The organism is Bradyrhizobium sp. CCBAU 25338 (assembly GCF_028128965.1).
GTDB classification, from domain to species: Bacteria; Pseudomonadota; Alphaproteobacteria; order Rhizobiales; family Xanthobacteraceae; genus Bradyrhizobium; species Bradyrhizobium liaoningense.
The window spans coordinates 94310-113381 of the sequence record NZ_LFKY01000002.1 but is presented as its reverse complement, the minus strand read 5'-3'; the positions used below and the strand labels follow the sequence as shown (position 1 = coordinate 113381).

At 57.8% G+C, this 19072-nt stretch carries 16 protein-coding genes; 3 read left to right on the top strand and 13 right to left on the bottom strand.

From position 1 onward, the window contains the following. Positions 1–206: 206 nt before the first annotated feature. A complete protein-coding gene (locus ACM42_RS02085) occupies positions 207–1496 on the bottom strand; it encodes a carbohydrate porin (protein WP_271526454.1) in 1290 nt (429 codons plus the stop codon). A 752-nt stretch (positions 1497–2248) separates the two neighbouring features. Further along, a complete protein-coding gene (locus ACM42_RS02080; protein ID WP_271526453.1) occupies positions 2249–2683 on the bottom strand; it encodes a hypothetical protein in 435 nt (144 codons plus the stop codon). 309 nt (positions 2684–2992) lie between these two features. On the opposite strand from ACM42_RS02080, the gene ACM42_RS02075 reads away from it, so the two are divergent. Then, positions 2993–3577 carry a hypothetical protein gene (locus tag ACM42_RS02075; RefSeq protein ID WP_271526452.1) on the top strand — a complete coding sequence of 195 codons (585 nt, stop codon included), beginning with the start codon at positions 2993–2995 and terminating at the stop codon, positions 3575–3577. A gap of 422 nt (positions 3578–3999) precedes the next feature. Here the strand turns inward: ACM42_RS02075 and hemN are convergent, their stop codons facing one another. Further along, positions 4000–5337, bottom strand: coding sequence for an oxygen-independent coproporphyrinogen III oxidase (hemN, locus tag ACM42_RS02070; protein ID WP_271526919.1), 1338 nt, complete (start codon positions 5335–5337; stop codon positions 4000–4002). 1282 nt (positions 5338–6619) lie between these two features. Then, positions 6620–7336: a sulfite exporter TauE/SafE family protein gene (locus ACM42_RS02065; protein WP_271526451.1), complete on the bottom strand. Its 717-nt coding sequence runs from the start codon at positions 7334–7336 to the stop codon at positions 6620–6622. Between the two features lie 1083 nt (positions 7337–8419). Between ACM42_RS02065 and ACM42_RS02060 the strand changes: the two genes are divergently transcribed. Both ACM42_RS02060 and ACM42_RS02055 read left to right on the top strand, forming a co-directional pair. After that, complete coding sequence (locus ACM42_RS02060; protein ID WP_164937383.1) at positions 8420–8557, top strand: hypothetical protein; 138 nt, start codon at positions 8420–8422, stop codon at positions 8555–8557. Continuing rightward, a complete protein-coding gene (locus tag ACM42_RS02055) occupies positions 8554–8715 on the top strand; it encodes a helix-turn-helix domain-containing protein (protein ID WP_128948422.1) in 162 nt (53 codons plus the stop codon). The genes ACM42_RS02060 and ACM42_RS02055 overlap by 4 nt, the downstream gene beginning before the upstream one ends. 354 nt (positions 8716–9069) lie before the next feature. On the opposite strand, the gene ACM42_RS02050 is transcribed toward ACM42_RS02055, so the two are convergent. From ACM42_RS02050 to nodD1, 9 genes are all read right to left on the bottom strand, one after another. Continuing rightward, positions 9070–9795: an outer membrane protein gene (locus tag ACM42_RS02050; RefSeq protein ID WP_128948423.1), complete on the bottom strand. Its 726-nt coding sequence runs from the start codon at positions 9793–9795 to the stop codon at positions 9070–9072. A gap of 770 nt (positions 9796–10565) precedes the next feature. After that, a complete protein-coding gene (locus tag ACM42_RS02045; RefSeq protein ID WP_271526450.1) occupies positions 10566–10847 on the bottom strand; it encodes a hypothetical protein in 282 nt (93 codons plus the stop codon). 1023 nt (positions 10848–11870) lie between these two features. Beyond that, positions 11871–12233 carry a NolY gene (locus tag ACM42_RS02040; protein ID WP_128948425.1) on the bottom strand — a complete coding sequence of 121 codons (363 nt, stop codon included), beginning with the start codon at positions 12231–12233 and terminating at the stop codon, positions 11871–11873. A gap of 1142 nt (positions 12234–13375) precedes the next feature. Then, on the bottom strand, positions 13376–13732 hold the full coding sequence (locus ACM42_RS02035) for an ABC transporter substrate-binding protein (RefSeq protein WP_271526449.1): 357 nt from the start codon (positions 13730–13732) through the stop codon (positions 13376–13378). Then, entirely contained in the window at positions 13732–14385 is a 654-nt protein-coding gene (locus ACM42_RS02030) for a branched-chain amino acid ABC transporter substrate-binding protein (RefSeq protein WP_271526448.1), read from the bottom strand. The genes ACM42_RS02035 and ACM42_RS02030 overlap by 1 nt, the downstream gene beginning before the upstream one ends. 417 nt (positions 14386–14802) lie before the next feature. Beyond that, a complete protein-coding gene (locus tag ACM42_RS02025) occupies positions 14803–15516 on the bottom strand; it encodes a MerR family transcriptional regulator (RefSeq protein WP_208757090.1) in 714 nt (237 codons plus the stop codon). A 122-nt stretch (positions 15517–15638) separates the two neighbouring features. After that, complete coding sequence (locus ACM42_RS02020; protein ID WP_164937384.1) at positions 15639–15848, bottom strand: hypothetical protein; 210 nt, start codon at positions 15846–15848, stop codon at positions 15639–15641. A gap of 551 nt (positions 15849–16399) precedes the next feature. After that, the gene (gene nodD2 / locus ACM42_RS02015; RefSeq protein ID WP_128948426.1) at positions 16400–17392 is read right to left on the bottom strand and encodes a transcriptional regulator NodD2; all 993 of its coding nucleotides are present in this window, start codon (positions 17390–17392) and stop codon (positions 16400–16402) included. 627 nt (positions 17393–18019) lie between these two features. Next, positions 18020–18964 (bottom strand): transcriptional regulator NodD1, encoded by a 945-nt coding sequence (gene nodD1, locus ACM42_RS02010; RefSeq protein WP_128948427.1) that lies wholly within the window; start codon positions 18962–18964, stop codon positions 18020–18022. Positions 18965–19072: the final 108 nt, after the last annotated feature.

Below are 19072 nucleotides of genomic sequence, written 5' to 3'. Positions count from 1 at the left end.
CTCGCAAACCATCGTAGATTGCAGGGTGTGAACCTGCTGTCAGGCGAGACAATCTGGAAAAATGTCCTCGAAAAAAGGGTCGTTGCCCCCACGTAATTTGCTTCCCTCGAACGTTTAGCGCAGGTGCGGCCGATCGCTTCAAGGGGCGCGAAGGTCCGGTCCCAATGCGTCACGATAACGTCGGAGCAGAACGGCGCTTGCCATGATCAGAAGAATATCAACGTAGATACCAACAGATTGAGTGCGTGTTCCGTTTGGGGCGTATGTGTGATGCTTGTCGGGTAATGAATGTATGACAGTCCGACGCTTGCATATATCCCCGGAGCGAGATGCGCGATGTATGTTCCCGTGACTGCTGTGCTATCGCGGTGCGCAAGCTGGCCTTTTGCCAGAGCAGCATCCACTGCAAGCTTACTCCAGGCCGTGTTGGTCGCAACGAGAGCAATCAGATCACTGGGCCGGTTATCAAAAGGTCCCTTCGCGTAAAGACGAAGCTCGTAATACCGGCTGATCCTGTTGCGCTCAGGTGGAGCTCCCATGACGGAGAAGCCGCCGTAGATGCCGCGAGACGGCGACCCAAGGGCGTCACTCTGCCACAGCTGCCTGTCCGCAGCGATGTAGTGAAAATTATTTCCGGTCTCCCTTTGTTGCTTGGGATCCGCCAAATTCGTGTAGCGGCTACTGTTCAAACCAACGCCCGCCCGCAGCCACGTGTCGGGTACGCCGGGAGCAGCCTTGCTCTTGTAGCCAGCTTCTTCGACGAGAAGGATGCCTGCATTGGCCGTGCTCCATTTCAAGCCGGTGGGATTCTCGGTTATATGGGCATAGGCACCATCTGGACTGATTGAGCGCTGGACGGAGACCTTGTTGTACAAGCGAGCGTCAAAATTGTACTTCAAGTTGGCCGCGGGCGTCGGCGCGGCATTGGTGCTCATCCCAGCCTGGAACAAGGCAGACATGTTCGATCCTGTCATCCCTCCGAACAATGTGCCGGTGAATTCATTCTGGTTTCTGAGGTAGCCAAGTTTGAGTTCTAGTGTCCTGTCGAAGAAAGTCTGATAGTAGGCGAGCGTATTGAGTCCCACTCGATCTGGCCCTGGGCGATCCCACGTCCAGTATTGCTGCTCGGCTCCTACGACAATCTGTCCGTCGGCAATGCCAAACCGGCTCAGATCGTAGGTGACGATCATGAGGTTCGCCGACGCGATAGTCGGATTCTGGCCCATATAGAGCTGGTTTGCGATAGTGCTTCTGGCTGCATGCGGTAGCTGGTTGCTCGCAAAGGAGTTATGTGTCCACCCGATATAGCCGATGCCGACGTCCGCCAGAGCAGATCTAACGCCCCCCTTGTCCTGATCAATCGTATCTGCAGGACCAGGGATGGGGAACCACAACCCTTTTTCACGCAGATTGTCGTACCTTTGGAAGGGATCGACGGTTTTTTGCGGTCTCGTCTGAGCAGCCCTGTCCGCATTGGCGCGCTTCTCGAAACGCACTCCGGGACCTGCTGCTGGCGCCGGGGCAGGAGGGCGGATTGCCTGAGGGATCAGGTCGATCGGGAGCTTTGCGGCCCGGTCGGGAGTCTTTCCTCTTTTGCTGGCCTGATCCAGAGGGGGGTTACTAGGATCAAGTCCGCTCGCAGTTTGTGCCAGTACGGAATTGCCGACCAGACAAGCCGCTAGCGAAAGTGCGCTAACAAGCCCAGATTGCTTTCCCCTTGGTCTTAAATTGAAAGAAAGTGCTGCCGTAGCCGAGTATGTCCGAGGCGAGGTCGTCGCAAGAAGGCAATCAGGCATGGCGTAGTTCGGGTCCATGTCTGCCGGCCATGAATAGATTGAAATGCGGCCTGATTGGCCCGGAGTGAGCTCCCGGCCCAGTGTGGCACGCGCCTGCTTCCACATCGTCATTGCGTGCGCAGCCAAGCAATCCAGAATTCCTCCGCGGCGGCAGTCTGGATCGCGTCGTTCGCTCCTCGCAATGACGAGCAAGCGGCATCGTCGGCGTCGTTTCGCGTCCGAGGGTGAGGGGGAAGAGCCAGAACTCGATCTATCCGAACAGAGCCACTCAGGCGTCCTGAACCTCTCAGCTCGCGGCGCGATGATGATCTGGTCCGAAACTTTGCTTGTGCATGACGCCGGTGCGCCGAGAGCCAGCGGAGAGCGCTGGCTCGGCAAATGCTCGCGAGCGCGCGGGGGCTTGCTGCCCTGGCCACCAGAACATTGCGAATGTCCACCTAGCTCACTGTGAGTCAGGCGAGTCTGGCGGTGCCGCGCATCTGCATCGAAGGCGGCTCTCTGGACCAAACGGCAGCGACCAGAAAGCAAGGCTCGCCGTGCAAGAGGCTTGGCTTTACGAAGCGCTTCATTGGTATCGTTGTCAGAGAAACACGAGACGATCGGCGGGCTCGAAGGCCGAAGAGCCTTTGAATTTGCCCGCGCGGCAGCCACACCACAACATCCAACGTGATGGCCCAGGAGATCGGAGGAATCAGCCATCGAGCAGCTTTGGCGGATATCGGCGAGTAGTTGCTGGCTGCCGTCGGCGCGGCAAAACCTGTCTTGCATCCAAAACCTTGATGTGCGCGGCGTTCGTTGGTCACGCTTGCCACGTGCCCGTCATCTCGAACAACCTGCCGGAACTGGTAGTTGATCAGGTGCAATGTTTGCCGGTCCAATCGCGCCATTGCGGCTCGGCCGATCAGCCGTGGCGCTTACGTGGCGCGTCCCAGACAAAGTTGCTGGTCTGGGCAATGCGTGAGCCGGGCTCCATCGAACACTTGCAGGAGTCCGTGGACGGTTTGCATTCGTGCCTGGGCGCAGTAAGAAAATCGACAAAGACGAGAACCATTGCTCCTTGGTGGCGCTATCAGGGAGAACGCGCGCAAATTGTCGCGCTGCGTTGCTCGAGAAGGAGCGTTTCATAGGAGCAGGCGCAGCCGATCGGGCAGCTCGCCAAGATTGATTATTGTCGACGCTGGCAGCTCCTGGAGCGCGTGAGCATTGCAGTCTATCGCGTCGACAAAATGAGCCTGCTGGAATGGGATCTTGAGCGAGGGACAATGGATTTGATTGATCTGGCGGCCGCTTCAGACTTGCGGCCGCTCTTGCGCGGGCCGTCAAGACGGCTTCTCCCGGTTTTGGTGCTCCCGCTTATCCTCGTCGGCTCGTGTGCTGCTGGCGCCTGGCTTTCGGCTAACCTTGACGAGCCTGTCGAGACGCCGGAAAGCAGGGAAGTCGTTTCAACGATGAGCCTGCCACCGGAGGACAGGGCATCCTTGTCCGAGATAAAGTGGGCACAGCAGAAAACTGGTGATGAGATCGCAGAACTCAACCGCCGGATCGATGCCCAGCGGGATGTCCTCAAAGGGATCCTGGATCGGATCACCATGCTGACTTCGCGGATCGATGCGCTGCAGAGTTCAACACCTGTCCCTTCTGCTGCTTCCGAGCCTCCTTCGTCGCCAGGCCCGGCTGTTTCGAGCGTCGCCAGGAAACGCTTCGGGCGGTCCAAACCACGGGGACCTGTTTCCGTCGGAGGCGCGCCAGTGATCGCCGGACCGAAGACAGCCGAGCCTTGAGTCTGAGATGCTGCAGGCGTGGTCGAGTGTCCAACTGTGCTCGAGGAGGTGGACCGTAGCTTCGCAAAGCTCCATCCAGCCGTAAAATTCCCGACGCTGGTGCGGGCGCCGGCGTCTCCAGCGGCACGTCGCTGAGGCCGTCACCATTATCAAGAGCGCTCAAGGGGAGGGGGGCAGAGCCCTCTCGGCATGATCGAGCGGTGGCCCTGAACGGCGGAATCCGCTGCGCCTCTCCTCCAAATCGGCTTCCTTTTAGTCAGTCCTCCCGGTTTAGGGCCATATCTGAAAGGTCGTTGTCATGACACCGCCGCTGCATCCTCGAAATCTGGCCTGTCTGCCGGAGGTGCCTCTGCCGGAGGTGCCTCTTCAGATCATTCCGTCGCGAAGAGCTTAAATGTTTGAAATCTGCTCACATGCGCGGCTTAGTTAATAGGGGTACGGTCGAGATAGGTGTCGAATGCGGCAGCAACAGCACGAATGAGAAACCGGTGTTCCTGCTTGACCCGAATGAATCCCTCTTCAATGTCCACTATTCCGTCGTCGGCGAGCATTCCCAGCCGGTTGGCCGAATTTAGAAGAGGAATCGGATCAAATCCGTGAGCAGCACAGATCGCTGGTACGTCGGCCTGCAAATCGCACATCAGACGCTCGATAATTGCGGCGCGGAGGCGATCTTCGGGGGAGAGGCAGTAGCCTTTTGAGGTTGCCGGACGACCAGCCTGAATGTGTTCGTGATAGGAGGCGGTTGCGATCTCGTTCTGGACGTAACCCTCACGCAGACGGCCGATGGCTGACGGACCTAAGCCGATTACGGTTTTGCAGGTATCAGCCGAATAGCCCAGGGAGTTGCGGCGCAGCCGACCCGATTTCTGCGCGAGCGCGAGCTCGTCGTTGGGCAGGGCGAAATGGTCGAGCCCGATCTGGCGGTAGCCGGCCGAGACCAGCGTATCTGCAATGGCCGCGGCTTGCTCGGCGCGGGCGACATTGTCCGGCAGCGCCGTCTCATCGATCTGGCGCTGACGCTTCATATAGGAGGGGACGTGAGCATAGCCGAAAACCGCAAGCCGGTCTGGCCGCATGGCCAGAGCCGTCCGTGTAGAGTCCACGCAAGACCGCACCGTCTGATGTGGGAGTCCGAAGAGGAGGTCGAAATTGATGCGGCTTATCCCATGCTGGCGAAGAGTTTCGACGACAGACACCGTCTGCACCTCGCTCTGCACGCGGTTCACCGACCTTTGAACCACCCGATCGAAGCTTTGCACGCCGATGCTCGCGCGATTGACGCCGGCCACTTGTAATGTTTCGACCATCTCCGCCGTGAACGCACGTGGGTCGATTTCTATGGCAATGGTAGCTGATTTGCTGAACGCGAAGCGGCGTCGCAGGAGACCCATCAAGGCGAGGAAATCGGCCGGTGCAATGGCGGTCGGCGTCCCGCCGCCGAAATGCACGTCGCTGACCCGCAGAGCCCGAGGCGCTTGCTCTGCGACCAAAAGTATCTCGGCATGCAACGCCGCCAAGTAATTGCGGATCGGTCGCTCGCTGCGCGTGAGGCTTGTAGGGAAGCCGCAATACCAACAGATAGAACGACAGAACGGAACATGGATGTATAGCGACACGGGATCGTCGGGCGGCAGCCGCCTCAACCACGTCTCACAAGTCTTGGCACCGACAGTCGCGGAGAAATCCGGTACGGTCGGGTATATGGTGTACCAAGGCAGGCGAGCGTCGCAATATTTGTTCAGAAGAGACGTCTGCAAAGCCCAACTTTCTCGTGATCCAGCGGCATGAAGCTGACCGATGCCCACTGTTATGTCTTTGCGTTATGTCAAAGGGGTCTAACGGTCCCTGAGGTTTGGCCTGCTTTCGATGTCACTGCCAAACGCAGCGTAGGGGTTCAGGCCTGGAAGTGAGAGCCGCTCGTCCGCGATTATCTGGACGTTTATGGTGGCATATGAATTCCTAAAAGGACGCTCGAATTGGCGCGGCGTGCCGCGACTAGCCGCGCGCAGTATCAATCGCTCATCGGGCAGCGTCGTTTCCGCATTCCCTGGCGTGCTACCTCTTTGCGACGCAAACAGGGATCTTAAAACCTCAGCAGGGCAGCTGAGCTTGTTGCTGTTCGACCCGGCTTCCCGAGGAAAGGTCGACGTGGTTGCTCTGCAATGCCTCCCGTTCAAGGCCGGAGCGTCACGGAGATAAGTGACTTGCTAGATCAGAGCGCGATGTGCGATTGCAGCACATGACGCTACGTGCGATTCAAGTCTTTTGGAGCAGCTCACGAAAAACTTTTTTTGGTTTCAAGCAAAAATCAATGAGCCTCAATTCCGCCACGCTGCTTGTCTCATTGCGGGAAGCATCATCACGGATGTACTGATGATGTTGGGGTGGCCCCGGCGCACTTTACCGCCCCCCGCGAGGTGCGTCGGGACGCCTTGGTTCGCCGGCATCTCGTTCAGATCCAAATACATGTCACCAACTCACAACGACTTGGACGTCGTGCTGATGGTAAACGCGAGCTCGGAACGATCTGCTATACGTTCTATTCTGCTTCATCGTTGAGGCGTTTCGTTTCTGATAACACCGTTGCAGCCGTTGATCGGCCAGATCGGATATCTGTGTAGTCTTCATTGGCGTCGCATCAATGCGTTGAACCTCCAGATTCAGTTCCACATAAGCCTCCTGGTGAGGCGTCGCCGATCTCGGCTATGGCCTGGCGAGGCTTCAACCAAGCGTGCCGAACGAAGAGCACCTGATGGACGGCCTCGTTTGCTCGCCCGGCCTGCCCGACGTTGATCCTCCCCTCGATTGGAAGCGTGAACCGAATGCGATCTAGTACTGACCGTCCGGCTGAGGACCATCAGCCGGAACGCGCTCGGATCCGCCTCACCGTCGCTCGACCCTACGGCTTTTCGCCATCGTGTTGGCGGCTTTCAGAGTTGGGCAAGGCGCTCGGACCAGGCTTGAGCCGCGGCTTGCAGAAACCTTGTACTTCGATTTGACCGCGCTGGGATCCCCGCATGAAAGATGTGCGTTTCGATCTCAAGTGCGAACCAATTGGATGCCGGCAACGAGCAGAACCGCTGCCAGTATGTATCTGATGGCTGTCTGGCTCAACCATTTCAGGCCGATTACTGTTCCAGCGACCGCACCCGCCAGCACGGCGATTGTGTAAAGAGCAAAATCCTGGGAAGGAAATTGGCCAGTGAAAAGAGCTCCGACGAATCCGACTGTGGAGTTGGCCAGGATAAAAGGGGGGGATAGCGCGACGGTCTGCCTCGGTGATGCCCAATTCAGTGCGATGAGCGTCGGGGCGAGGAACACACCGCCGCCCACCCCTGTCAGGCCGGAGACGAGGCCAAGGACCGCGCCAATGCTCACGCTTGCCCGGAGCGGAGTTTCGCCGACGCGATCGACGGCTTGTCCCCGGTGCATGATCATTACTGCGCTCGCCAGAAGAAGAACGAGCCCGGTCAGTGTTTTGTACATCTGCTCCTCGAGCACAATCAAGCCACCGGCAAGTGACGCTGGCATCGACGAAAAAAGAAGAGGGCGCAGGAGTGTCCAGTCAACGACCTTGTTGCGGTTGAACAGCCAAGTAGAATAGGTCGCGACAACAATGTTGAGACCAAGCGCCGTGGGGCGCATCTCTGTCGATGACATACCAAAGAATGCCATCAGCGAGAGGAATGCAGTACCGCCAGCCTGGCCAACGCTCGCATATAGCAGGGAGATGATCGCGAAGAGCAGGGAAGCCATGCTTCACCGATTTTGGCGACGACCTTCGCCCTGTTTTACCAAGCCCATCATGATTGGTGCATCTGGTGCGGCTCAAATTGTGTTTCCGATCGGGGGCGGCTCTAATCGTTTCCCCGAATCGCGCGGCCGGAGGTGCAGTCAGTTCAAGTTCCTTAGCGAGTGCCATGTGTGGACCCTCCCATCAATTGCCGAGGTTGGTAGTTGACTGGGCCCCAATAGGGGGGTGAGTCCCTGAGAGGACGGCACTCGAGGAGGGGGCGGCCGAGGTGAGCTGCATTTCTTGCTGTAGCTCACCTCGTGCCGCGGTTCGCGATGGTGCTGTCGCCTTCCCTCCCCATGTCATGAATGCTTCGAGGCACCTACCTCGCAACGAACCGTCCGCGTTCGAAGCCCTTCTGCGACGATTGATTTTGGCGAAATCAACAGTTGGTATGGCACTTGCTAGTCCGATCCGGGGGGCTTCCTTCTGGAGATGCGCATGCAAAATGTCTTCCGCATCAAGCAGGTCTCGCGACTGCGGCTATCTCTTGTTGCGCTTTTGACGTGGCCCTTTTCTGCCCGTTCGGTTCGTTTGTCCCGGGCCTGCCGGACGGGTCCGATGAAGCGTCGGACAACAATGTGGAGAGCATGGCGTCTGCATCGGATCTTCCGTGCTGCTCATCGATCGCGTCACCGGCGCTGTCACACGCCGACGATCAGCGACAGGTTAGCGATGGGCGATGTGAAAGATTGGGAAAAAAGATGACGCTTCTGTTGTCTTCATCTGAAAGCAGGGAATTGGTACTGACAAGACGCAGATCGAGTCCCGCACCGAAACGCGCGTGCTCTACCTTACGTGTATCGCGAAGTTCAGAGCCCAGGATCGCCGTGCTCGCATTCGAGAGAAAGCGAAGCGTCGTTCGGACGCAACTGCGTTTTCTCGCCATGCAAGCTAAACAGACCCAAGCATCTAGCCGTTAGTGCTGCTTGGTTCTTGTCGCCGGCACAGTCCCGGGGGCCCTCGGACCGTCTATCACTAGGGGCATGAGTAAGGTGGAGGCATCTTTGTGTTCGCACCGATTCGATCCACAAGGACGACAGGCGATGATCTCCGATTTCGCCAGCTCCGCCATCAGCGAGTACTTTGTCGATCGCCTCGGAGCAAGGATGATGACGCTATCTCGGCTGCCTGACGATGCGATCATCCTGGCGCAGTCGCCGGCAGAGCAACGAATGCGGTGAATGGCGTCGGAGAGGGAAAATCGTCATGGGAAATTGGGATGATCGTGGGAATCAGCGACAATGCAGTCATTTTTCATGTCGAGAATACGATGGGAAAGCTGGGCGCGACCAGCCGGATTCAAGCAGTCGCGATAGCTATTCGCCTCGATGTTCTTTGAATTCAGTTAAGGAACGAGCGCCAACTGTCACATCTTTGGCTCCCAGTTTCTGGCAAGTTGACCATGGCGCTTTCGGCGAACTCGCAGATATAACGCTCCTTTGGGCAAGTCTGCATCTCGCGCTGGGTGAGGCTCTGGGGCTTCGTAGGGTCGGTGAGATGTGGAATCGGCGGATCTAATGCTCACTGGTCGGAGCATGGCGGCCTCTCTCCATCGAGCGCGTGATCCTTTGCTCAGACGCGCTCGCAATCCTTGCTCCGGAAGTAGGACAGGGGTCCCTAGGGAGAGGGACAGCTGAGGAAAGAACCCCGACCGCCGGTCGGGGTCCCGATTCAAGCAAGCGCGGGGGGACCTTTATCTGGCAAACGGCGAGCCAAACTTGTAGTTGAGCCGTGCCGTGATGAGATCGATGTCCTGGTGCACGCGATCCGCGCCAAGGGCCGCTGGGAAGCTTATGTTGCTGCGCTGCATGAACAAGTGGTTATACTCGACGCCAGCCGACCAGCTCGGCGTGAGGCTGACTTCGGCACCGGCGCCCAGCACGCCACCCCAGCGAACATCACTGTTTTTGCCAATCTCTGTGCCAGTTGCCACCGAGTTGACGTGATAGGTGTTGCTGGTCAGCGCAGCGCCGCCCTTGCCATAAAGGAGGATAGCATTGAACGCGTATCCAATATGGCCCGTGAGTAGACCGAATGCATCTGTCGTGGTGCCAACGGTGTCTGCCGGGAAGGCGGTGCTGACATTGGAGCCGCGGAAGTCGGCCCAGTTGCCCTGGCCTTCGAGGCCGTACACCATGTTGAAGATGTGCCAACGATAGCCGATCTGGCCGCCAATCGTACCGCCAGTCGAATTGTGGCACCCCTCGGAAGCGACGCCATTGAAATCCCAGCAATTGCTGCTCGTTCCCCAGCCACCATTGGCGCCGATATAGTAGCCGGACCAATCGATGATCGGGGCTGCGACCGGCAGCGGTGCCGCCTTGACCTTGACAGGCTGCCCGGCCAGGTCCGTGCCGAATGAGGGAGTGGCCGCACCGAGTGCGCCCATAATGGCAGTCAGAATCAGAATCTTTTTCATTCGAGTGTCGTTTCCTTTCGGTGCCCCCCGGCGCCGTGCGTTTAACAACATGAACGCGAATTGCTGTAACTGCCGCACCACATGTCTTCGAAAGAAATGTCACCAATCGTACGTGGCGTCAGATTGCGGAGCCCGCAGCTTGCCGCTGTTCCGCTTCTACGGAGACGCTACGGCTCGGCAGTGGTTGCCCCGCGCGGATTGTTCTTTGACATGATCGTTCATGATGAGCTACGACGCGAAGCAATCTGGGAGGTGTTTGGCTCCTTCTGTCGCTAAGGAGCGACAAACCCAGGCCGCGCCCTACAATGCTGGACCGATGGCCCGCCTCGGGCGCTCAAGGTCATTCTTTCGGCACGGTGTGCTATCGCTTGAGCGATGCCGGCCGTTGCAGGCTCGATCGCTCTGGCTCGGGAACTACCACAAATCTAGCTAGCTCGAAGTCCGTAACTCTACCACCGATCGATGGGTCGCGAAGCCTGCTGTGGCTATGCTAGACAATGCTCTTGCTTGAAATTGCGCAAGCCCGGGCCGAGCTCAAGGTGAGGCAGAAAAGGGTGGTCGGCTTCCTGGCGCGAGGAATACTAGCGCGGCCGCCCCGTCTCGCCCCCGATTGGGCCTGTATTCAGCTTACTGGTCTTGCGGTCGCCAGAGGAGCGGCAGGCCTCAGCTTTCGGGAACGTTCTCGTCAACGGGGCCGCACATGAGCAGAGAAAAGTCCGCTCGACCACGTGCTGACCCGATTGTTCTACGATAAAGGCGCCCTAAATACCTCAACGGCGCCGGACGCTCTCGCCGGTCCATGTACAAGCGCCTGGTTGCTCGGGCGACAGCGCCAGTTCAGCCCGCAAGTTGCGTATCGCCTCGTTTGCCAGATCCAGAGTATTCCGTTCTCCGTTTCTTATCAAATGCTCGAGGTAAGTGCGCAGTCGGCTATGAAGGACGGCCTTGCGATTATGTGCCAGCAGCGGATCCTTCTCGACAAAGCTCCAAGCCTTCTCAAATGCGACGCTCACGACGGCATCTGGCACCTGCTGGGAAGAGAACTGATCCATTCAAACACTCCTCGACATCCTGAAAGGAAGTACCTTCGCAAAGCAAACCGAGATTGTGTTGCATGTCTAAGCAAGAAAGACATCAGCTCTGCAAGACTTTCTACCGAGCTGCTCTCGGCGCTTTCAGGAGAGGATAAAGATGCTTGTTGAAGTTGTGATGACCGAACGTCGTGACGGGCACCATTCGAATAATTCTGAAACGAGTGAGACGAGTACGGGTTACCGTGCACTTCATTGCCGCAGTGGTCCTGTTGGTAGGTCACGAGTCACAAGTTGTGGCTCCTGTTCATTTACTCGGAAGATCGGCGCCCACCAGTCGCGACTAAAGCCGAGCATGATGAATTGGACCGCGCGCTCATTTTCCACCCTCAAGCCAAGAAGCGTCCAGACCGCAATAGTCCTTGTGATGTCGAATTGTGGATCATGTAGCGTGTTCCGGATGTGACTTGTCTGTCGGCTTTTTGACATGTCTCGATGGCCCATTGCCGGGTGAGTCACCTGCGCATGGCCTCCTGCTCCGGGTGTGGTGTTTGTTACCGGTCAGTCGCCCTAGAGAGGAGCGAGATGCAACGGCAATGGCGATGCTCCCATAATGGATTCTTTGTCGTCTGGCAAAGACGGTTCGGCCCCGTTCGCTGCGGGTTTGAGACAGACCGGCGTAGGGAAGCCGGCGCAGCGAGGGACCGGAAGCGGCGGTAGTCATCCGAGGTCTCGCACGTATGTGTTGGGTTGCGCTTCCGAGCTCTCGACCCCTGCAGCTGGCCACAGACGTCGAGAGACAGCAAGGTCCAGCTGGATGGAATATAATGTGTCGTCCGCGGCGCAAGATAGAGCGAGCCTGGTTTCGAACGTGGTGGCGAGCAGTTGCTATATGGCAAGCCAGCGGGAGCGGCGCGCCTACGGATGGTGAGCCCATAAATAGAAAATGTCGATCGCTGGTGCGTACGGCCTTAGCGCAACCGTCAGCCCAGCGATAAACGTTCGGTCAACGCCGTCAACCTTCAGAAAAAAGCAAATTAAATCTCAGTCCGCTGCTGCACGTGAAAAAATGAGTTTGGCGATCGTCATTCGATTGGCGGAAGTCCGCAGCGCGGCCGGTAATGCCGCGACAGTCTGATCAAATAGGCGTCCCAGAACCTGAAGGTCCTCGGGGTGGTAAACGCCACGGTCTCGCGACAGTCGCATTCGTCCGTCGCCGGTTCTCGTGTCGCCAAGCCGGCCGAGCTCCAATTCCGCCGTAATCATTTGGCCTATGAGCGCATTAAGTAATCGGATCGCTTCGAGCTCGTTATCTTCTTCGCGCATGAGGGCAGCCACGATCTCGAGTTGCAGGTCGATGCGATCCTCGAGGTTCTGTATGCGTGAATTGGAAGGGTCAAGTTCCACGGTATTTCTCCAAAGTGGTGAAATGCAGGACAGGCTGAGTAGAGGTATCGTTTCCCGTTCGGCAGATGCCCGACGCTTCGCTGGACGTGATTGCTGCACAGGAGGTGCGCTCGGTCCCATAGAGGCGGGCACACATGTGCCGCGAAAGGACTGCAAAGGCGGATGAGGGTCTAGGGAAAAACGAAGAGCGTTGTCGTTGGCGCGGGATTTGAATGGATTGTCGCGCTGTCCAGCGCGTCCGGCAATGGCACCGACTCCGTTGGGGGGCCAACAGCTGATGGTACTGCTTTGCTTGGAGGCCGCCGCGGGGGCATCGGATTGTTGACGCTACAGGCCTCGTCAGAGCGAAAAGTCCAGCCTGCACCGGTGGAAAGGGCAGCTCACCTGCCTGAGTTCTATGCTGCGGACGCATTTACCATCGCCGAACAGTGTGCGTGAGAGCTGTCTTCTTGGAGTCTTCAAGTATCGTGCCAAGGGGAGAGGCGACGACGTGATAGATTCCGCGCGAACTGCGATTGGTCATCGCACTGCATTCGTGCCCCGCGTGTCTCGCTGTCAAACATTGCTCGATGCAGCCACGACAGACCTGGGTGGCGCTGCGACCAAGCTGAAAAGGATCCATTATCGCGCGACATTCGTGAACTTTGCTTTCCGTAAGCCGGCGACCGACTTATGCGGTGATTGGGTTGAATTAGTAAAATAGAAAGTGTTGATGGGATGCATCCAGCTCGTTGATAGCGCCCGTGAGCAGCCTCAGTGCCTTCATCGGGAGTCGGTTAATTGGTGTTTCCTACGGTCTAGGTCTAGCGTGCATAAGGAATGCTGGGCAGCGCTGCTGATCTGCTGATGCCCGATCGAAATTGACCGGCACGAAGTTGCGGGGCGAACAGCGTTGAATCCAACCCTAAAACCCTGGATACTCCCAAGCCGAAATCAGACAACGGTGCTGCTATTTGTCTATCATCGGATGTAGCACCTCCGGCAGCTCGACGCTGCGTAGCTCTGCGAGCGCCGCAGCGAGAGCGAAAAACGCTCCGAAAGCGGCAAGTATAAAAGAGCTAGCGAGTATCGCTGCAATCAAGTTCGGAGGACGTCTCATCTTGCGTATACTTTGCGGTCGGGAACGCGGCGTTCCGTGCAAATCAGTACCTCGTGACGCGTTCAACATGGCCGTTGCGCCAGCGGTAAACCAGAAATCCAGAAGCCGAGTTGTCTCCTTTTTTGTCGAACCGGACCGGGCCAACCACGGTATCGATCGGCCGTGAACGAAGTGCGCTGGCGACCCGCGCAGGGTCGAAGGAGCCGCTACGGTACACCGCCTCTGCCCAGGCTTGCACAGCTGCATAAGCGTATAGCGTGTAGCCTTCAGCGGACCGGCTGGAAGCTTTGAGGCCGGCGACCGCGCCGGCCGCGTTGGCATTCCCGGCGGGATCGGGCATGAAGGTAAACAGTGTGTCATTCCCAGTGCTGCCGGTAATGGCCCAGAATTCGGAGGTCATCAGGGGATCGTTCGCCATACTCTGAAGTCTGCTTTTGCTTCTGATGCCTGGCGTAGAAACAATCCAATTTCGGTATGATAACCGCCGATATAGGCGACGCGCACCCGATCCTTCTTCATTCTTGAGACCAACGCTCTGAAGTCCTTTTCGCCGGCAACATAGCTTTGCCGAGTGACTTGTCGTCCGAATCGATGAAGCCGGGCTTCAACCACGTCGGCAATTCCCTTGCCAGCAGTGCTCTTATCGTCGAGCACCGCGATATTCTCGTTGGGATAATTCATGTGAATGTACTCGGCGGCAACGGTTCCCTGTTGGTCGTCGCGGCCGCAGATCCGAAAGACAGTCTCAAGGCCGCGATCTGTAAGCTGAGGAGTTGACGAGCCTGGTGACACCTGAACGATGCCTGCTTCGGCGTAGATGTCGGAGGCGGGGATCGAGGAAGAGGAACAAAAGTAGCCAACCACCAACAGGACCCGCTCTGTCGTGAGCTTATTCGCGACTGCGACAGCTTGCCTGGGGTCGCAGGCGTCGTCAGCGACACTCAATACAACCTTGGCGTTATCGGGCAGTAGGCCCGAAACATTCAAGACTTCGACTGCCGCAGCCGCACCATCGCGCATTTGGGCGCCGAACGCGGCGCTGCTTCCGGTCATTGGGTCAGCCACGGCGATCTTTATTTCAGAGCCGCGCGCAGACGGACCGGCGAGAGCGCAGAAGAGAAGCGCTGCACTCGCAACAGAGGCGGGCCGCCTATTCACCATTGTAGAACTTCCAATGCTCACCTGAAGTGAACCACAGTTAGTTGTAAGCTTGCACGTCGGCAGGGCGAGGTTGCCTGCCGAGCAGACGTGCGATGGCTCAGTGAGCTTCCAACTGGAAGGTCTACAACTTGACGTTACGTGCGGATCAAGCCCTTTCGGGAGGGAGCGATGGAGCTGTCAGGGAAGCGAATCGATGGGCGATGACCATCTGCCCATTCCCTGAGACTCTCAGCCGCATCAGAGAGCGGCCGGTTAACCTAGCGCTTCTAGAGGTTGTCCCGGAGACGTGTGGAACCGGCCTTGAACGCGTCAGTACGGCTGATCCTCCAACCCGCTAAGGGCGAGATCGAGATATTGCATCAGGCAGGGATCCCAACCAGCCAGACTGCGGGGGGCGCTTAATCGTGCAAGTACCTTCAGGATCATCGAAACGCGTGAATCGGCGCCGGCGATTTCGCTGATCAGCAAGCGTGCTGCAACTGCGACAGTCTTTGCGCGCTCGCCGCAAGGGTGCTCGCCCCGATCCATGCAGTCGCGAAGGTCGTCGCGGATTCGGCGCCAGCGGTCCTCGCGCTCCGCAGCTAAATTGCAGGTGCATTCGGACGTCTGACTACGCGTCTCAACCCGCGACATGGCATTCAGGGTGGCAGGCAGCTCATGCACACTTACCTGCGCCTCGCCGTCGATGGTCATGTTGCGCAAACGGTCCCGTAACAAAGTTGCTCGCGCGACTTGAAGTTCTATGCGCTCTAGGTGTTTGCGCAGCAGGTCCGTGAGTGAGGTCGTGCCTTCCATAGCTTTACGGATCTCGATTAGCGAGAAGCCAAGCTCACGCAGCGCGCGAATCTGGTGAACCCGCTGCACGCTTTCGCGGTCATACATCCGGTGACCGCCGTCAGTACGCTCTGTGGCGGCTAGGAGTCCAGTGTGCTCATAATGGTGCAGCGTGCGTACCGTTACTCCGGTCGCCTCTGCAAGTTCGCCAATGCGCCATCGACGCCTTCTTGGTGTAGCTCTGTTCATGTTGTTCAATTTCAAAGCCTACAACCTGACGTCACGTATGATTCAAGCGGCTTTCTAAGCTCCAGCTGAATCGTCTTCCACCCCGACACGCGAGTGGTGACTATCCTTAGAATGGCGGCCGATCAACCCTTAGGGGAAATGGTGATCAACAACTTCGTCAGGCGTGCCAGTTGAGCCTCGCCAGCCGCTGTGCGCTCCAGGATGAGCTTGGCGATTGCCGTGCGGTTCTCTGGACTCCGCATCGATGGAGGAAGCGCGTTGACGGCGCCGTCATAAAGTCGTCCGAGGGCAGAAAGCTCTTCTGGATCGAACACCCCGCTGCAAAGCTTCAACGTTCAGCTCCTTGTTTGAAATTGGTCAGCGCAGCGCACGTCGTCAAGACGTTTGGCTGCGGTAGGGCCAAAACAAGTCATACCTGCGGCGCGGAGCAATGAAGGTGTGATGTACTGCTGGGTGATGCGCTAGCGCCACACGCGTGCGCGATGCTTGCTTCGACTGCGCGGCTGGTCCGACGATCTCTATGCGAGCAGTGGATGTTGGTAGGACTCCGAAGACGCTGATCGTCTCCGTTCATCGGGAGCAACGACTGACTGACACGACAAGAGCTGCCTGCCTGTCCTACCTCCTTGAGACAGGTGCGCCCGCACCCGCAGTTGCAACGGAAGCGCCTAGCTTCAACGCGAGCTCGTCGGTTTGTCCCCGTCCACGTCGCTAAAATCAGGCCGGCAGTCTGCCGCGCCTAGGCGAAGATGCGAGGAACTACATAACGTCCTACGAGCCGGTGGGTCGCGAGGAGCTTTATCCTCCGACAATGAGAGCAAGATAGGCGAGGTGTGTTGAGACAAGTGTTGGAATGCGAGGACCGTAGACTTTACGGATGGGCTTACGGCAACGGGGAGACAGATCGTACGAGATGTCCCGCGGTGTCTGCTTCTTCCGAGAGGCTGGTGACAGGGAGCTCTTGTGTAGTTGCCATGCGGGTGGCCTCCTGCAACAATATATCCCTCATCCACAGACTTCCCGGGTCGCTGTTCTGAAGCGCGGGCCATTGGACCGCCTCAGTGAAGGCGGGGAATGGATGCGGAAGCTCGACGATCTTAAGGGGCATCGTTCTTTGGAAATGCCTCACGAGCCCTAACGGCATGGTGCCTATGCGGTTCGTCCCAACCAGGAGGGGCGGGATCATACTGAAGCTCTGCACGAGAATGTCGATGCGCCGAGTGGGGCCGAGATCCATTAAGAATGAATGCTCAACTGGCGTTTGGGGCGCACCTTCGTGCTTAACTGCAACGTGACCCATCGACATATATCGATCGAATGTAAGCCGGCGTTGTAATTCCCTGTTGGTGCAGCAGCCTACGCAGACGAGTCTCTCCTCGAATAGGGCCGCTCTTGGGTGCGTGCTGGACATGAAAAAATCTGGCAAGATAACAAAATCGACTTCGCCGCGGCGGAGGAGCTCCTCGTGCTCATCGGTCGGCGCCTCCAGTTGGAAGCTGACGGTGGGGGCTTCTCGCGTGACGCGCTCTACGACATTTCGGAAGAATACAACTGTTATAAAATCCGAAAGGACGATCTTGAATCGGCGGTTCAATCGAGCTGGGTCGAACGCATCCCGCGCCATAATCGAGAGTTCAATGTGCATTAGAGCCTCGCGCACAGGAGCCGCCAGCCCTTGCGCGCGTGAGCTCAAGACAAGTTCGCGCCCCCTCATTCCAAACAGCTCATCACCGAAATAGGAGCGCAGCCGGGCAACGGCCGCGCTCATGGCCGGCTGACTGAGATTGATTTTGCGTGCCGCTGAGGAGAGGTTGCGCTCAGCTATTAAAGCGTCCAGCGCGACGAGAAGGTTTAGATCCAGACCTTTGAAACGCATCTCTTCCTATCCGGCAGAAACGTCCTTGCTACGCAAAAGCGTGCCGTGACGGCTGCGTCTGGAGCAATCGTCTCGACTCGCCCGAGTTGACATCGCGCAATCCTGCTACCGCGAAAGGAAGCTCGCGAAATTCCGCAAGAATGGAGAGCGAACGCTAGGCCAATCGGCAGCGGCGCGTAAGCGTCAGGAGCCTCTCAGCTGATTGGTCTCGCCGGTTTCTGCCCGACAACGCAGCTGAGTCCGGTCGTTCGCTAATGGCAGATCAACCCACAGTCCGCGAGCTCGCCAAAGCGACCTGTCGAGGCTGCGTCGTGCAGCGTTAGTCACGACGGTGAACCTACAACCTGACGCAATGTGCGATTCAAGCCATTTTATTCGCGAAGCTATACATTTTTTACTGGAGGCATGTCCGGCCGCGACAGCGGCTGGCGTAGCCTGAATCCGGCGCAAGCGCATCAAAATAGACCTTCAGTTACCACGCTCACCGGGGAAGTCTTCGCAAGCGATTGCCGCATTGCGAGGTCTGTGGCGGTTTCTCCGCAAAGGACCCTGAAGCGAGGAAAGGGACCGAGCACGTCGGAGGGGCAAGCGTGCCTAGGATGTCCAAAGCGTAGCTTGCGGGTAAGCCTAACAGCGCCTGCGAGCCGGAGGCGTTTGCTCCCCAGATGCCATGTTGGATGCCTCCTCGAGCAATATCCGCCGCATCCAGATGCTCGCCGGGTCGGTGTTGTGGAACGACGGCCACTGCACGGCCTCTGTGAATGTGGGGAGAGGGAGCGGCGGTTCGATGATCCGCAGTGGCATTCGCTTTTCGAAGTGTCTGGCCAGCCGTAAGGGCATCGTGCCGATGCGGCTCGTGTCTAACAATATGGGCGGAATCAGGCTAAAACCCTGCACAACGACCTCGATTCGTCTCCTCAGACCGTGCTCAAGCAAAAACCATTCTTCGAGGTTCGGTCTCAGGGCCCGTCCGAACTTGGCAGTAACGTGCCCCATCGAGATGTATTTCTCGAACGTAAGCTGCCGGGATAGCTGCTTATTCGTGCGGCATCCCACGCATACGAGGCTCTCATCGAACAGCGTCGCCTTAGGGTGCGAGCTCGACATGAACAGTTCCGGCAGAATGAGAAAGTCGACCTCGCCCCGCCGCAGCAGCTCATCCGGTTCATCAGAAAATGGCAGCAGTTCGAAGCGCACTGCGGGAGCTTCTTGTGCCATGCGGTCCACAATTCTGCGAAAGAAAACGATCGTCATGAAATCTGAGAGAATGACCCTGAAGCGTCGACTCGACTGAGCCGGGTCGAACGCGTCCCGTGATATGATCGAGAGTTGGATGTGCAGCAGGGCCTCGCGAACCGGGCCTGCAAGCGCCTCCGCGCCAGGTGTCGGGACGAGCTCGCGACCTCTCATAGTAAATAGTTCATCGCGGAAATAGGTGCGCAGCCGTGCGATCGCAGCGCTCATAGCGGGCTGACTCAGGTTAATTTTACGAGCCGCCGCTGTGAGGTTGCGTTCCGTCATCACGGCGTCGAGCGCAACGAGAAGATTTAGATCAAGTCCCTTGAACCGCATGCTGTCAGTCTATCCATCGCGTGGATGTGTTGCATCGAAACAATCGATTTTACCAAACTGCGGGAAATTGGATAGCAAACTGAAGTTTGCAAAAGTAATTGGGCGCGC

Coding starts and splice junctions, on each gene's coding strand:
- ACM42_RS02080 (WP_271526453.1), bottom strand. CDS start 2,683: ATGGCGCGATTGGACCGGCAAACATTGCACCTGATCAACTACCAGTTC.
- ACM42_RS02065 (WP_271526451.1), bottom strand. CDS start 7,336: ATGGCTTCCCTGCTCTTCGCGATCATCTCCCTGCTATATGCGAGCGTT.
- ACM42_RS02060 (WP_164937383.1), top strand. CDS start 8,420: ATGATCTCCGATTTCGCCAGCTCCGCCATCAGCGAGTACTTTGTCGAT.
- ACM42_RS02050 (WP_128948423.1), bottom strand. CDS start 9,795: ATGAAAAAGATTCTGATTCTGACTGCCATTATGGGCGCACTCGGTGCG.
- ACM42_RS02045 (WP_271526450.1), bottom strand. CDS start 10,847: ATGGATCAGTTCTCTTCCCAGCAGGTGCCAGATGCCGTCGTGAGCGTC.
- ACM42_RS02035 (WP_271526449.1), bottom strand. CDS start 13,732: ATGACCTCCGAATTCTGGGCCATTACCGGCAGCACTGGGAATGACACA.
- ACM42_RS02030 (WP_271526448.1), bottom strand. CDS start 14,385: ATGACCGGAAGCAGCGCCGCGTTCGGCGCCCAAATGCGCGATGGTGCG.
- ACM42_RS02025 (WP_208757090.1), bottom strand. CDS start 15,516: ATGAACAGAGCTACACCAAGAAGGCGTCGATGGCGCATTGGCGAACTT.
- nodD2 (WP_128948426.1), bottom strand. CDS start 17,392: ATGCGTTTCAAAGGTCTGGATCTAAACCTTCTCGTCGCGCTGGACGCT.
- nodD1 (WP_128948427.1), bottom strand. CDS start 18,964: ATGCGGTTCAAGGGACTTGATCTAAATCTTCTCGTTGCGCTCGACGCC.